The 14754-nt window shown below is 36.9% G+C and carries 16 protein-coding genes; 5 read left to right on the forward strand and 11 right to left on the reverse strand.

What is annotated here, in order from left to right; translation table 11 throughout:
* Window positions 1–3 precede the first annotated feature (3 nt).
* From lpdA to ptb, 3 genes are read right to left on the reverse strand one after another with little or no spacing between them, the layout of a single operon-like run.
* On the reverse strand, window positions 4–1413 hold the full coding sequence (gene lpdA / locus AB1I62_RS07865) for a dihydrolipoyl dehydrogenase (RefSeq protein ID WP_010777656.1): 1410 nt from the start codon (window positions 1411–1413) through the stop codon (window positions 4–6).
* 5 nt (window positions 1414–1418) lie between these two features.
* Complete coding sequence (buk, locus tag AB1I62_RS07870) at window positions 1419–2501, reverse strand: butyrate kinase (RefSeq protein ID WP_048736842.1); 1083 nt, start codon at window positions 2499–2501, stop codon at window positions 1419–1421.
* 18 nt (window positions 2502–2519) lie between these two features.
* Window positions 2520–3341 (reverse strand): branched-chain phosphotransacylase, encoded by an 822-nt coding sequence (gene ptb, locus AB1I62_RS07875; RefSeq protein WP_048736843.1) that lies wholly within the window; start codon window positions 3339–3341, stop codon window positions 2520–2522.
* 282 nt (window positions 3342–3623) lie between these two features.
* On the opposite strand from ptb, the gene AB1I62_RS07880 reads away from it, so the two are divergent.
* The gene (locus AB1I62_RS07880; RefSeq protein ID WP_002382358.1) at window positions 3624–4658 is read left to right on the forward strand and encodes a YdcF family protein; all 1035 of its coding nucleotides are present in this window, start codon (window positions 3624–3626) and stop codon (window positions 4656–4658) included.
* 59 nt (window positions 4659–4717) lie between these two features.
* On the opposite strand, the gene AB1I62_RS07885 is transcribed toward AB1I62_RS07880, so the two are convergent.
* Window positions 4718–5440, reverse strand: a complete 723-nt coding sequence (locus AB1I62_RS07885) for a TraX family protein (RefSeq protein ID WP_104859646.1) — start codon at window positions 5438–5440, stop codon at window positions 4718–4720.
* Window positions 5441–5544: 104 nt separating this feature from the next.
* A complete protein-coding gene (locus tag AB1I62_RS07890; RefSeq protein WP_367019145.1) occupies window positions 5545–6243 on the reverse strand; it encodes a hypothetical protein in 699 nt (232 codons plus the stop codon).
* A gap of 250 nt (window positions 6244–6493) precedes the next feature.
* Here AB1I62_RS07890 and AB1I62_RS07895 point away from each other — a divergent pair, with 250 nt between their 5' ends.
* From AB1I62_RS07895 to AB1I62_RS07910, 4 genes are all read left to right on the forward strand, one after another.
* Window positions 6494–7288 carry an SDR family NAD(P)-dependent oxidoreductase gene (locus AB1I62_RS07895; RefSeq protein ID WP_033594766.1) on the forward strand — a complete coding sequence of 265 codons (795 nt, stop codon included), beginning with the start codon at window positions 6494–6496 and terminating at the stop codon, window positions 7286–7288.
* Between the two features lie 128 nt (window positions 7289–7416).
* On the forward strand, window positions 7417–7845 hold the full coding sequence (locus AB1I62_RS07900; RefSeq protein WP_033594768.1) for a MarR family winged helix-turn-helix transcriptional regulator: 429 nt from the start codon (window positions 7417–7419) through the stop codon (window positions 7843–7845).
* A 10-nt stretch (window positions 7846–7855) separates the two neighbouring features.
* On the forward strand, window positions 7856–8818 hold the full coding sequence (locus tag AB1I62_RS07905; protein ID WP_033594769.1) for a ring-cleaving dioxygenase: 963 nt from the start codon (window positions 7856–7858) through the stop codon (window positions 8816–8818).
* Between the two features lie 12 nt (window positions 8819–8830).
* Window positions 8831–9433, forward strand: coding sequence for an alpha/beta hydrolase (locus tag AB1I62_RS07910; RefSeq protein WP_048736848.1), 603 nt, complete (start codon window positions 8831–8833; stop codon window positions 9431–9433).
* Window positions 9434–9512: 79 nt separating this feature from the next.
* Here AB1I62_RS07910 and AB1I62_RS07915 read toward each other — a convergent pair whose 3' ends face one another.
* The 6 genes from AB1I62_RS07915 to AB1I62_RS07940 form a co-directional block, all read right to left on the reverse strand.
* Window positions 9513–10481 (reverse strand): NADP-dependent oxidoreductase, encoded by a 969-nt coding sequence (locus tag AB1I62_RS07915; protein WP_002394481.1) that lies wholly within the window; start codon window positions 10479–10481, stop codon window positions 9513–9515.
* A 90-nt stretch (window positions 10482–10571) separates the two neighbouring features.
* Entirely contained in the window at window positions 10572–11855 is a 1284-nt protein-coding gene (locus AB1I62_RS07920; RefSeq protein WP_002357458.1) for an ABC transporter permease, read from the reverse strand.
* The gene (locus AB1I62_RS07925) at window positions 11856–12536 is read right to left on the reverse strand and encodes an ABC transporter ATP-binding protein (RefSeq protein ID WP_002357457.1); all 681 of its coding nucleotides are present in this window, start codon (window positions 12534–12536) and stop codon (window positions 11856–11858) included.
* 192 nt (window positions 12537–12728) lie between these two features.
* Complete coding sequence (locus tag AB1I62_RS07930; protein ID WP_002357455.1) at window positions 12729–13460, reverse strand: hypothetical protein; 732 nt, start codon at window positions 13458–13460, stop codon at window positions 12729–12731.
* A 1-nt stretch (window position 13461) separates the two neighbouring features.
* Entirely contained in the window at window positions 13462–14316 is an 855-nt protein-coding gene (locus tag AB1I62_RS07935; protein ID WP_010707542.1) for an ATP-binding cassette domain-containing protein, read from the reverse strand.
* Window positions 14313–14681: a GntR family transcriptional regulator gene (locus AB1I62_RS07940; protein ID WP_002357453.1), complete on the reverse strand. Its 369-nt coding sequence runs from the start codon at window positions 14679–14681 to the stop codon at window positions 14313–14315. Before AB1I62_RS07940 ends, AB1I62_RS07935 begins: the two co-directional genes overlap by 4 nt.
* Window positions 14682–14754: the final 73 nt, after the last annotated feature.

Here is a 14754-nt window from a genome sequence, read left to right on the forward strand (position 1 = left end):
TCTCTATTTGTGAATCGCTAAGCCATAAGTATCTAAGGCTGCTTCTTGCAATACTTCTGTCATTGTTGGATGCGCATGGATTGCTTCACCAATTTCAATGGGCGCGGCATCTAAATACATGGCAGTACTTGCTTCGGCAATTAAATCCGTGACATGTGGCCCAATCATAGAAACCCCTAATAAATCATCGGTCTTCTTGTCACGAATTACTTCTATAAAGCCATCTGTTTCTCCATAAACAAGTGATTTACCATTACCATTAAAATTAAAGGTGCCAATCACTACTTCTTTATCTGCTGGCAAAGTTTCTCTAGTATAGCCGACACTTGCTATTTCAGGATTTGTATAAACACCTCGAGGCACGTTTGTATAATTTAAAGGTTCAACTGTCTCGCCTAAAAGATGCTGAACAGCTAGCTCTCCTTCTTTCATAGCCACATGCGCTAGTTGAAGTGTATCAATACAATCACCAATCGCATAAATATGTCCTTCTGTGGTTTGATAAAATTCATTTACTTCAATGCCTTTGTCAGTATATTTCACTGAGGTATTCTGTAACCCTAACTTATTGATATTGGGTTGACGACCAATTGCTACCATGACTTTGTCAACAGTGAGGGTTTCTTGTCCTGCAACTTCTACTTGAACCTTCTGTCCGGTAACTTTCGCTTCTTGGACTTTGCTACCTAATAAAATGTTAATTCCTCGTTGCTCTAAACGTTTCTTTAATTCTTTAGAAATTGTTGCACTCTCATTTATAAGTAAACGATCCAAAAATTCAATGATAGTTACGTTGACACCTAAACTATTTAATAAAGAAGCCCACTCGACACCAATAACGCCACCACCAATAATTGCAATTGATTCTGGTAGCTCTTCTAATTCAAGCATCCCATCAGAAGATAAGATAAATTCTTCATCCAGTGGCAAATTAGGTAACGTTTTAGGACTAGAGCCTGTCGCAATAATGACATTTTTAGGAACGATAATTTCTTCTTCCCGTGTTGGATCATTAAACGTAACTGCCACTGCGCCAGAGACTGGTGAAAAAATAGAGGGACCTAAAATCGCACCTTCGCCTGCTAAAATTTTGATTTTATTTTTCTTGCATAAGCCTTCAACACCTTTGTGTAACTGCTCAATAATTCCTTCTTTCCGTTGTTGTATTTTAGAAAAATCAATGGACGCTGCCTCTGTTTCAATCCCAAAAGAAGCCGCTTGTTTTAAGGTATCAAAAACCTCTGCGCTTCTTAATAAAGCTTTTGTAGGGATACAGCCTTTGTGCAAACAAGTGCCACCTAATTTGTATTTTTCAACAATTGTGACGTTTAGCCCTTTTTGTGCGGCTCGAATTGCTGCTACATAGCCTCCTGTTCCGCCACCTAAAATCAGTAAATCTGTTTGTTCCGCCATTTTGATCACTCCTGCTCAATTTTTGCTTCACTATAATTTAAAGCTTGTTCTTCCCCTGTTAATACTCGATTGACGCCTTCATATAAAGCAGCCATCTCCATTTCACCTGGGTAAACCTTAATTGGTGCAATCCAAGTGATTTTTTGACTAATTTCTTGAACAACGGTTTGCGAGTAGGCTGCGCCCCCTGTTAAAATAATTGCATCAATTGTGCCTTCAAGAACTACGGCCATCTCGCCAATACTTTTTGCGATTTGGTAACACATTCCTTTTAAATAGTAATTTGCTGTTTGATCATCTGCAGCTATTTGTGCTTGGATATGCCGTAAATCTGTTTCACCTAGGTATGATTTAAGACCGCTATTCCCCGCAATTAGCTTTTTCACTTGGCTAATCGTTAACTCCTGTTCAAGTATCCATTGCGCAAATTCAACGAGCGGTAAGGCGCCACTGCGTTCAGGCGTATAAGGACCTTCACCATCAAGCCCATTTACCACATCCACCATGCGGCCTTTTTGATGCGCCCCCAAGCTAATGCCCCCACCTAAATGAACAACGATAAAATTGCTTTGCTCATATGTTTTTCCTAAATCCTCAGCGATTTTTCGAGCGACCGCTTTTTGATTTAAGGCGTGACCAACGCTACGCCGCTGAATGCCTTTTAATCCAGAAATCCTGGCTAATGGCTGTAGCTCATCTACAACAACAGGATCGACAATAAAGGCTGGCACGTGATATTTTTCTGCAAACTCATTAGCTAAAATCGCCCCTAAATTTGAAGCATGGGTATTAAAGCGTTCTGTCCGCAAATCTTCTAGCATTTGTTGATCGACAAGATACGTACCGCCAGGAATAGGCTTAAGCAAACCACCACGCCCCACGACAGCGGCTAATTGTGTGATGTTATGTGTTTCTAAAAATTCCGCGATCATTTGTTTTCGAAATGATGTTTGACTGACAACATTTTCAAAAGGTGCCAATTCTTGGACGCTATGTCTAAGCGTTTCTTCCGCCAAGCAATCATGATTAGCAAAAAGCGCTAACTTCGTGGAGGTCGAGCCAGGATTAATAACCAATACTGTTTCCATTGTTTTCTGCTCCTTTTTTTAAACTTGTCTCATGGCAAATCTTAATGAATGGAATTTGCTTTCTGTCGAATCGCTTCTAGATGTTAAAACGACTGGGACTTTTGTGCCAACAATCGTTCCTCCCACCTTGGCGTGCCCAAACAAGGTTAATGATTTGTATAAACAATTGCCAACATCAATAGTTGGGACCACTAAAATATCTGCATCCCCCATGATAGGACCGCTGTAACGTTTATGCGCAACCGCTTCTTCAGAGGTCGCTAAATCAAGCGAAAGTGGACCAAAAACCGTAGCCTCTTGTTGATCATTAAAATGTGCCGTGACTTCTTTTGCTAAAACAGACGAAGGCATTTTAGGATTGAAATTTTCCGCTGCGCTTAACAAAGCAATTTTCGGGTGGTGCAGTCCCAATTTTTGGGCGACTTCTTTAGCATTTTCAACAATTTCAATGAGTGTCGCTTGAGTGGGGGCGATATTCATCGCACAATCGGTTAACAAGAAGGTTTTCCCCGCAGGCAGCTCCACCATTGCTACATGGGAAAGAATCGGTTTATTTTTTAATTGATGCTCACTTTTCAACATTTCTTTTAGTAATGTGTGGGTCTGAATAATTCCTTTCAATAAAATTTGTGCTTGACCGGTTGCAACTAGACTGACAGCTTCCTGTGCTACCGCGGCCTCATCTGAGCAATGAACATATTTCCAGAGATTTTCAGTATCAAGATTTTCGCTTGTATCAAATACAATAAACTGCAACGGTTGCTCGGCTTCTTTTAGTGCTTTTTTAACTAGCTGTAAAATCTCTGGTTGTGAACCTCCTGCAATTGAAACAGTGATCATTTTCTCACCTCATTTTTTCTTCTTTACACTTTAAATCTACCTTAGTATGTAAGCGCATACAAATTGTTAATTTTTATGCCCTTATTAATATTTTTTATAGAGAAGGAAAAGCTTAGTAAATCAAGCTTTTCCTTCTCTAAACAATCGTTATCTAATTTACTTTTCATGAAAAAACTTCTTTTCTAAGAATGAAAGGAAAACTTATACTTCGGCACAGCTGTTTATTTATGTCAGATTCTAAACCATGTTATACTTTAGATACTTATTTTTAGGAGGAATTAAATGGCACTACTACTATTCTTTTTGTTTATCGCCCTACTAGGATTTGGTATATTAAAAATTAATAACCGCAGTATCCTCGGCGGTATCACTTTGGCTTCTGGCACCTTATTGTCATTAGTCACCTTACTATTTATCGGACTAGACAAAATTTATTTACATTTTAAGAATGGCGACCTAATTACCTTGGCCATTGCTTATCTATTAATTCCCGCTGTGTTTATCGGCATTTGCCTTTACTTTATTTTTAACTCACGTACGATGCAAACGAAAGAAGGCAAAAGTGTCACGGCTAAATTGTCGGCGGGCTTAGGGCTGAACTTATTAATTGCTTTACCAGCCTTTCTATATTTATTATCAGTTGGCACAGCGCAAATACCTTATGTGCTTTTTCTGTTCTTACTTTTTCTATTGTTAATGGATCTTTTGCTGACCTTTCTATTTGCTGCTTACGTCTTGTATTCATGGATGTACCAAATGATTCCTTTAAAAAAAGCGGTTGATTATATCATTGTTTTAGGTTCGGGAATTCGTAGCGAGGAAGTACCTCCACTTTTGAAGAGTCGGTTAGATAAAGGAATTGAATATTATGAGAAAAATCCCACCGCTAAATTTGTAGTCAGCGGGGGTCAAGGTCCTGACGAACCTGTGGCCGAAGCTTTCGCAATGAAAAAATATTTGCTTTCACAAAATATTCCTGCAGAAGCAATTTTGATGGAGGACCAATCCACCACCACTTATGAAAATATGTTGTTTTCTAAAGCAATAATTCAGGCAGATTGGCAAAAGATGCCGTCTGATTCTAAACAACCCTCTGTTATTTTTTCAACAAATAACTATCATGTCTTACGAGGAGCTATGTATGCCCATCGTGTCGGCTTAAAAGCTGAAGGTGTCGGGGCGCCAACTGCCTTATATTTTTTACCAACTGCTCTAATCCGAGAATACATTGCCTTACTGGTTCATGATAAGCGAATTGTGCTTTTTGTTTTTCTACTTGTCACTCTTCTTTTAGGAATCAGTATCTTACCCATCTAAAAAAATAGCGACTCACATTTTTGTGAGCCGCTGTTTTTATTCTTTTAATATAAAAAGGTTTAATGAACGTAATTAGCTATCAATGCAATCAGCCATAAATGAAGCGGATAGAATCCGTAAAATAAATATTTGAAAAATGGTGCTTTGCTCCCTCTCTCACCATTGTAAAGCGATATAAATGGTAACACAGTGATAAACATAAAATCAGAATTATAAGCTAACATTTCAATTGTCGTTGGCCAATCTCCCAACCATTGAAAACTTGTAACTAAGAAAAAGAGCGCTAATGCACCATATAAACAGTTCCGTAAGACAAGTCTCTTTCTGGCTAAATACGTAATCAACATAAAAGGTAACATCACAATGCCACCTTCAGCAAACATTGCTCCTATTCCTAAAATTGCTAGTATACTAATCAATAAAACAATTTTTAAACTGATTTTTGGCATCTCTAGCATCGCTTTTGTCACAATTAACATACTGACACCAAGGGCTAAGGTGAAGAAAATATTGTTGTGAACAGCGACAGCTGGATTATTCACTAAATGATTTAGCAGCGTATTTCCAACAAACATGATTGCTGCCCAAATATACAAACGACCATTGTAGCGATAAACATTCCGTGTATAGTTGAAGCCTTCTACAGCCATATAACCAAAAAACACACCGACACAACGAGTAATTACATGAAAAATCAGTGCCCATTCTGGCGGAACAAAATAATTAATATGGTCAAGAACCATTAACCCCATCATCAATAACTTTAAGCGATTTGCGTTCATGAATCGTCTCCTTTATTTTTTCTACAGAAACTATCATATCTTTTTATATAACAGAAAACAACGAACATTCTTGTTAGATTCAACCATTCTTTTTGTCACTTTCGTTAAACTTGGTACCGCAAAGATAAATCTTCGAATAAATAATGTTGGTATTTAAATTGTTCAAAATGAATTTTTCGAATTTCTTGCTTAATGGCTATTAAGCATTCATCGACCGTCATCAATGATTCTTCTTTCAGAAGCGCCTCTTCTATTAATAATTTGCATTGGCAATCAATCAATAAAAGTTGACTATAGAATGTGTAAAATGTTTCTTTATTTAATTTTTCAATCAAATTTTTAGCTTGATTCTGTAGCTTTTGATAACATTTGGTCAATTTTTGGTAATCCATTAAATCAACTAACTGACCTTGTTTTAACATGTTACTAAAGTCTAAATCCCAAAGCATTTCTTTAGTCAGCTGTTGCAATAAATAATACATAGAATGACTACTAATAATTTCAGTGGTCGGTTCTTCAATTGTTTCATAAAAAGTCACAAAATATTCTCGCTCAATCACAGTAATAATTTCTTCTTCTGAAAGCTCACAATCTTCTAAATTTTGATAGAATATCAATAATTTAATCCGTTCATCTATTTTATTCAGCGAAGCGACTAATTCAGGAAAAAGAACCGACTGACAATTTTCTACTAATTCTCTTGCCTTATTTTGTTCATTTTTATAAAAGTTGTATAACTTTTTCCGCTGTTTTAACGAGTTTAGTAAGTTATCGGGTATATTCCAGTAATATTGTTTCTTCATAGCATTCCCACTCTTCTTTTTTATGTACAATTTTACAAAATTGGTCTTAGCCAATTTCGTCTCTAGTTATTCTATCAAAAAAGTGATGCTTTTTTACTGACAATAATTACTCGTTTTACGCCCAAAAAGTGAAAATCTAGCTGTTAAGTAATTATTGGGGCTTGTTTCCCGCAGGCCGAAAAAACTTTTTCCTTTTAAAAGTCCAGAAAAAGACCTACACTAGAGATAGACAAACGTTGGAGGGATTTAAATGGATTTACACTTAACGAATAAATTAGCATTAATTACTGGTTCAACCAAAGGAATTGGCAAAGCAATTGCGATTGAAATGGCTCGTGAAGGGACCGATGTCATTATCAATGGGCGCAATGAAGCCGAAGTAATCAAAGTTGTTGAAGAAATACAAACAATGTTTCCAGACACTCATCCTCAAGCAGGAACTGCCGATATTTCCATTGAAAGTCAACGAACTACTTTACTTGAAAAATTCCCTAAAGTCGACATTTTAGTGAATAATATGGGGATTTTTGAACCAATGGAATACTGGGACATCGATGACGCCACTTGGGAAAAATTTTTTACTGTGAACGTGTTGTCAGGCAATGCATTAGCAAAAGCTTATCTACCTAAAATGCTTGCACAAGATTTTGGTCGCATTATTTTCATCGCTAGCGAAGAAGCAGTGATGCCTTCTGGCGAAATGCCCCAATATAGCATGACAAAAACGATGAATCTTTCCTTAGCTAAAAGTTTATCCAACTTAACTGTCGGCACACATGTCACCGTTAACACGGTTATGCCTGGCTCAACCCTTACCGAAGGTGTAGAAAAAATGTTGGAAGATATGTACGCTGGTTCAGACATTCCCAAAGAGGATTGGGAAAAAGATTTCATGAAAAATCATCGTTCTCGTTCACAAATCCAACGGCTCATTCGACCAGAAGAAATTGGTCGTTTTGTTACCTTTGTGGCCAGCCCGGATTCTTCTTCATTCTCAGGCGAAGCCTTAAGAATCGATGGCGGCTTAGTTCCAACGATCTTCTAAATTAAACAAAAAAGACAGCCAGCAAAAATTCACATTTTTTGCTGGCTGTCTTTTTAAGCATATTAATTGATTACTTACCAAAAGCAAGTTATATTTATCTCGAATTCGAAATAAAAAGAGGTGAAACAATGAGCCAACAGCAAGAAGCTTTAAAAGCCTATATCGGTTTATTAAGAACCAGCCATCAACTAGAGCAACTTGCCAAGCAAGATGTTACTTGTTATGACTTAAACATTACAGAATTTTCAGTATTAGAGCTGTTACTCCATAAAGGTCCTCAGACCATCCAAAAAATTAAGGAGAAAATTTTAATTGCTAGCAGTAGCACCACTTATGTTATTGACCAATTACATAAAAAAGGCTATGTAACGCGCACCCCCAGTGAAAAAGACCGACGCATTACTTACGTCGAATTAACAGAAGCTGGAAAAACATTAATTGAAGAAATTTTCCCGACGCATGCAAAGCGAATTGCAGAAGCATTTGAACAACTCTCTTCCGAAGAATTAACACTTCTTCAAAAAACTTTACGAAAAATAACAAATGAAACGAAATGAGGAAATAATGATGAAAAAAGAAGATCAATTATTAGGAATCCACCACGTTACAGCTATGACAAGTGATGCAGAAAAAAACTATCACTTCTTTACAGACGTTTTAGGGATGCGTTTAGTCAAAAAAACAGTGAATCAAGATGATATCTATACTTACCATACCTATTTTGCTGATGATTTGGGTACACCAGGTACAACCATGACCTTTTTCGATTTTCCCAATAACCCTAAAGGATTAAAAGGAACCAATACAATTTCAAGAACAGGGTTCCGGGTTCCTTCAGATGCAGCTTTGACTTATTATGAAAATCGCTTTAATAAATTTGCGGTCAAACACACAGGTATTTCTGAAGAATTTGGCAAAAAAGTCCTTCGCTTCTGGGATTTTGATGATCAAGCGTATCAATTAATCTCTGATGAATTAAATCAGGGCGTTGCAGCGGGCACCCCTTGGAAAAAAGGACCTGTTCCAACAGAATTTGCGATTTATGGCTTAGGACCTGTCGAAATAGCTATTTCCTATTTTCATGAATTCAAAGAAGTCTTTGAAGAAATTCTAGGCTTTCACCTAGTGGCACAAGAAGGCAATCGCTATTTACTAGAAGTTGGCCAAGGTGGCAATGGTGCCCAAGTCGTTTTGGTAGACGATGATACTAGCTCACAAGCACAACAAGGATATGGTGAAGTACATCACGTTGCATTCCGCCTAGCGGATCGTAAATCACTTGGGACTTGGCAAGCGCTCTTTGATCATTTAGGCTTACAAAACTCTGGCTATGTCGATCGTTATTATTTTGAATCATTGTATGTTCGCATTGGGCATATTTTAGTCGAATTAGCCACCGATGAACCAGGATTTATGGGGGATGAACCTTACGAAACATTAGGAGAAAAGTTATCTCTTGCACCATTTTTAGAAAACCGTCGTGAGTATATTGAGAGTGTTATCAAGCCTTTCAATACAAAACGAGCCTAAGGAGGAAAAAACATGCATTCAATTTTTAAAAAAGGACATCCTGAAGCACCTGTCTTTGTGCTACTTCACGGTACAGGTGGTGATGAAACATCTCTCCTACCAATTGCCCAAGAACTAAATAAACAAGCCACTGTACTAAGTATTCGTGGTGATGTTTCAGAAAATGGAATGAATCGTTATTTTAAGCGCCTAGCGGAAGGTCATTATGACTTAGAAGATCTAGAAAAACGCGGTGAGGCGCTTCATAAGTTTATTCAACAAGCCGCTAACGAGCATCAATTTTCATTGGATAAAATTATTTTTATTGGCTATTCAAATGGGGCCAATATCGCTATTCAATTATTGCTTACTCATCCCGGCAGCTACCATCAAGCTGTCCTCTATCATCCCATGTTTCCTGTTGAATTGACCAATCAACCAGACTTGACCGCCACTTCTGTTTTATTATCTCTAGGAGAGCATGACCCGATTGTCCCACTTCCTGAAAGTATGCGTGTGATTCAATTATTTCAGAATCATGGAGCAACCGTACAAGAGGTTTGGACACAAAGTCATCAATTAACTTATCAAGAAATTAAGGAAACACAAACTTGGTTGGTACATCTGTCCTCTTAACAAAAAAGTGGGTCCTAAGTCGAAATGACTTAGGACCCACTTTTTCTATTTTAAGATAATTCACTGTCTGAGCTTCTTTTTATTCTGCCATTTGAACAACTATTTTACCAACTGCATGGTGCGTTTCACTGAGTGCATGTGCATCATAAATCCCTTGTCTAGAAAAAGGGAAAACTTCACCAATAATTGATTTCACTTTTCCAGCTGCCATCAAATCAGCAATTTTTTGTAATTGTTCTCCATTTGGTTGAAGCCAAATACTTTCAGCAGAAATATTTTTTTCGGCTGCCAATTGTTTATCTTCAATGCCCACAATTGAAACAAGACGACCGGTGTTTGGTTTTAAGACGTCAAAACTATTTTTTTGAACCTCACCACCCATTGTATCAAAGACCAAATCAACATCAGCTAATACCTCTGCAAAATTCGTTGTATGATAATCAATCACTTCATCTGCACCAATTTTTTTCAGTAAAGCATGATTTTTTGCGCTAGCGGTCGTGATGACATGTGCGCCCGCTTCTTTTGCTAGTTGAATCGCATAAGTACCGACCCCACCTGCACCCGCATGAATTAAAACAGTTTCTCCTTCTTTAAGGTGACCATGATCAAACAATGCTTGCCAAGCGGTTAAACCAGCCAACGGAACGGCAGCCGCTTCTTCAAAGCTAATTGTTTCAGGGATTTTTGCTAATAAATGATCATCCACAATCGTTACTTCTGCATAGGTACCAAAACGAGTAGTTTCAGGACGAGCAAAAACTTTATCGCCAACTTGCCAATCCGTTACTTGACTCCCCACCTCTGTAATCACACCAGCGACATCCCAACCAAGAATAATCGGAAAGGACCAATCAAACATCTGTTTTAAATATCCTTCACGCAATTTCCAATCAATCGGATTAATTGATGTCGCGTATTCTTTTACCAACACTTGATGTTCCGATAATTCTGGCAGTGTTACTTCTGCTTCTTCAAGTACCTCTTTACTTCCGTACTGATTAATCACAACAGCTTTCATAAACCAACTTCCTCTCATTTGTTTCATTTTTCACACTTTTAGTATACGCCTATTGCCTTCTTTTTATATAAGAATATGCTTTAGTTAAATTGAGAGAAAGTAGCTGTTTTTAGTCTATTATTCATAACGTAAAGATTCAATTGGATCTAATTTTGCTGCTCTTCGAGCTGGTAAAGTTCCTGCTAAAAAAGCAATAAACATAATAACTAAGATAATCGTTAATGAAGATGGCAATGAAAATTGAATTAATTTAAATCCTGTTAAAGCCTTTAAAAAAGAATCCGTTGCCAAACGATTAACTAAATTTCCAACCCCAACAGCTCCTAAAATGCCTAATATTGAGCCAAAAAAGCCAATTAAAGCCGCCTCAACACTAAAAATTGTAAAGACTTTCCCATTGCTAAGTCCCATGGCTTTCATTAAACCAATTTCTCGCGTTCTTTCTTGGACAGACATATACAGCGTGTTAATAATGCCAAAGCTTGCAGCTAACAAGGCAATTGCACCAAACATGGTTAAAACACCAGTGATTGCATTGATTATATTACGAATCATGCCAATTTCATCTTCGACAGTAGTCGCTAAATAGCCAGCTTTATCTAAATCTTTTTTGATGTCCTTAATCTGCTCTGGCGTGCTGTCTTTTTTAACTTCAGCAATAATCATCGCGTATTGATTTTTTAAATGTTCTGGAAGATCTGCTTGATTGATTGAGACAACTTTATCAATCAATGCTTTATTCATCAGCGAGAGCCCATTTTGAATGACACTGGCATTTCTAACGCCAACAATTTTTGCTTCAATAACTTGCTCTTGTCCTTTCAAGGAACTTGAGATACCTAATTGAACTGTTTCTCCCACGGCAGCTTTACTAGATGTATAGCCGAGCGCTTTTACATATTCTGGTGACAAATTAATTTCGAAGTCCTGGCTCGTTTGCGAAACTTTACGGCCAGCCGCTAAATCAATGGTCATCTCATCTAGCGCAGAAGTAGCTGAAAATACATATTTATGCTTATCTGCTCCTTTTATATAATCGATAGCAACGGATTTCATTGGTTCCACTGATGTAACATCCGAGATTTTTTTAATCTTCTCAATATCTTTTTCAGCAAGCATACTTTGTTGTTGAATCGTACTGGTTTTTTTCTCTGGATTATATTTACTTGGTTCTGTTCCGTTACCAACATTCATCTCCATTTTTGGCTGAATAAATAGCTGATTTGCACCACCGACACTGCCGACTTGTTTGTCAATATAATCATTTACACCAATATTGACTCCTGTAGTTAAAGCTATGGTAAATGCTCCAATAAAGATTGCAATAATGGTCAATACGGTTCGACCTTTATTACGCATTAAATTGGTACTAGCTGATTTTAAAATATCTCTAAATTTCATTTACTCATCTCCTCCTACAATCAAGCCGTCTCGAACATGAACTTGCCGATCACAACGTGCTGCTAAGTCTGGATCATGTGTCACAATAATTAAGGTAATTCCTTTATTTTTATTTAAATCAAATAACAATTCTTCAATTTTCTTCCCAGTGGCAGAATCTAAATTCCCTGTAGGTTCATCTGCAAAAATAATTTGCGGATTATTAACTAAAGCACGCGCTATACATACCCGTTGTTTTTGGCCACCAGATAAATTATTCGCTTTATTTTGAACTTTATCTTCCAAACCGACTGCTTTTAACGCATCTAAAGCCATCTTTTTCCTCTTGCTACCGGAAATCCCACCAATTTTTAATGGTAAAAGAACATTATTTAAAACTGTATCCTTGGCATTCATAAAGAATTGTTGAAAAACAAAACCAAATTCTTCATTTCTCGTTTTATTCAGCACTTTCTTTCTAATACTAGTAACATTTTTACCATTTAAATAAATATCTCCTGAAGTTGGTTGATCTAGCAATGCCAAAATGTGCATAAATGTTGATTTCCCAGAGCCACTTTTACCAATTATGGCCACAGATTCACCTTTTTCAACTTTTAAATCAACACCTTTTAACGCATCAAATTTTGTTTCGTTCTTTCCATAACTTTTTTTAATATTTTTTGCTTCAATTACCGCCATGTTACCCCTCCATTTTTCATTCTTTGTCGTTTACTTATTTACAAAGTTTTTTACTCTTTTCATACTCCTTTCTTCTCTTTCTATTTTGACGGAAGCCCTTTCCTTTGTCATGGTACTTCCGATGTATCTCTCAATTAAAACAATAAGAACATGTTCCAAATTCACCTCATTGAACATGTTCTTATTAATTAGTTATGCATTTACGCGTTTAATTTCACGATGTTTATTCAATAAATAGGCCAAACCAAGATTAATGCCCACAAAGCAACTGATTGTCAGAAGAAGTGGCAGGACAGTAAAACCAGTGGATTGATAACCAACCATTGCTTGCAAGACATGGAGCATTCTCAGGCGCATTGGTGCCCCCCCTAATTGTGCAATCGTGCCCAGTAAAATAGGAATCATTAATAACAGCAATAAAACAATGAGTTTTTTTACGCCATCTATCCGATCATTAAAGACACCTGCTAACAAGCCAAGTGAGCCGCTAAGCATTAGTAAGATAAAAAAGAGCAACCACGACATGAAAAAGTTTCCTTGCGCATAGACATCAATTAATTTCATTGATAATTGAAAATGAGAAATGAAATTGCCGCTAAATACTTTAATCAGTACAAGTACAGCCAAGGATCCAACCAAAGATAAAATAGCATTACTTACAAAATTCACCAAAAAAATTGTCCAGCGGGAAAGCCCGTTTTGAATAAACAGTTTAAAATCTGTGTTTACCCCTAAAAATGATAGTATCCCCATAAAAACCAGACAAGGAATTACTGCATCAGAGCTGACAGTATTTACGTCGTTAGAAAAGAGCAAGCCAATAAGAGGAAAAAGAATGCCGAACAAAGCATAAAAGCCAAAATAAATTGCTAAAGAACGGACTTGATAAATAACACGATACTGCAAAGCTGTTTTAAATTTCATTTTACTTTTCCTTCTTTCTATTGGTTAATTGCACAAAATATGTTTGTAAATTTAGCGGCGCAATTTGAACCTCTGCTTTTTCAGTCGGCAAGTCGCCGTACACGTAAGCCGTAACTGCCCCACCTAAAGTGTCCATGCCTAAGATTTCCAATGACTGAGTATAGCGCTCTACTTGTTCTTTCGGCCCAGAAACAATGCGACCGTTTTTCAAAATTGTTTCAATAGATTCTGCGCGAATCAATTTTCCTTGATCAATGATGATAATATCTTCTAATAAATTCGCAATTTCTTCAATCAAATGGGTAGAAATCACAAACGTACGGGGACGTTCTTGGTATGTCTCAATTAAATAAGTATAAAATAATTCCCGATGATTGGCGTCTAAACCTAAGACTGGCTCATCTAAAAAAATATACTCACAGGGGACGGATAGCGCCACTATTAGTTTAGCAATACTCCGATAACCAGTTGATAATTTTTTGAATGTCTTTTTACTATCTAAACCAAAATCGCTTAACATTTGTTCGGCCAAAGACCAGTCAAAGGATCCATAAAAACCTTCAGTCGTTTTAAAAATATCTTTAATTTTTAACTGAGGAGGAAACAAATTATCTTCACTCATTAAGTAAATATGAGTCAAAGCGGCCTCATTATCGGTCACTGTTTCTCCCGCCAATTGAACGGAACCTGAAGTGGCAAAACTTCGATTATTTATGATATTTAATAACGTACTTTTACCAGCCCCGTTTCTGCCTAAGAGCCCATAAATCGTTTCTTTTTCAAAAGTAATTGAAATATTATCTAATGCCTTTTTTTGATGATATTTTTTGCTTACTGATTCCACCCGCAAACTCATGCGTCATACCCTCTTTCAATTAGTTGTTTTAATTGTTCGGCTGTAATCCCTAATTTTTTAGCTTCTGCGACAACTTCTAAGACTTCTTTATTTAAAAATTCTTCTTTCCGTGCACTTCTTACTCTCTCTTGAGCGCCTGGTAAAACAAACATGCCAATCCCCCTTTTCTTTTCAATCAGCTGTCGTTCTACTAATAAATTCATTCCTTTTAAAACGGTGGCTGGATTGATTTGATAACTTTTTGATATTTCTGTGGTTGAGGGAATTTGTTCGCCTTCTAAGTAAGCGCCATTAAAAATTCCTTCGGCAATCTGATCGGCTACTTGCTGAAATAAAGGCTTTTCCCCCGAAAAATTAAATTCCATTTTTACACCTCACTTAAATGGTTAACTACTTATGTAACTAACTATATATCCTAGAAATTCTTTTGTCAATAAA

It is taken from the genome of Enterococcus sp. AN402 (assembly GCF_040719405.1).
GTDB lineage: Bacteria > Bacillota > Bacilli > Lactobacillales > Enterococcaceae > Enterococcus > Enterococcus faecalis.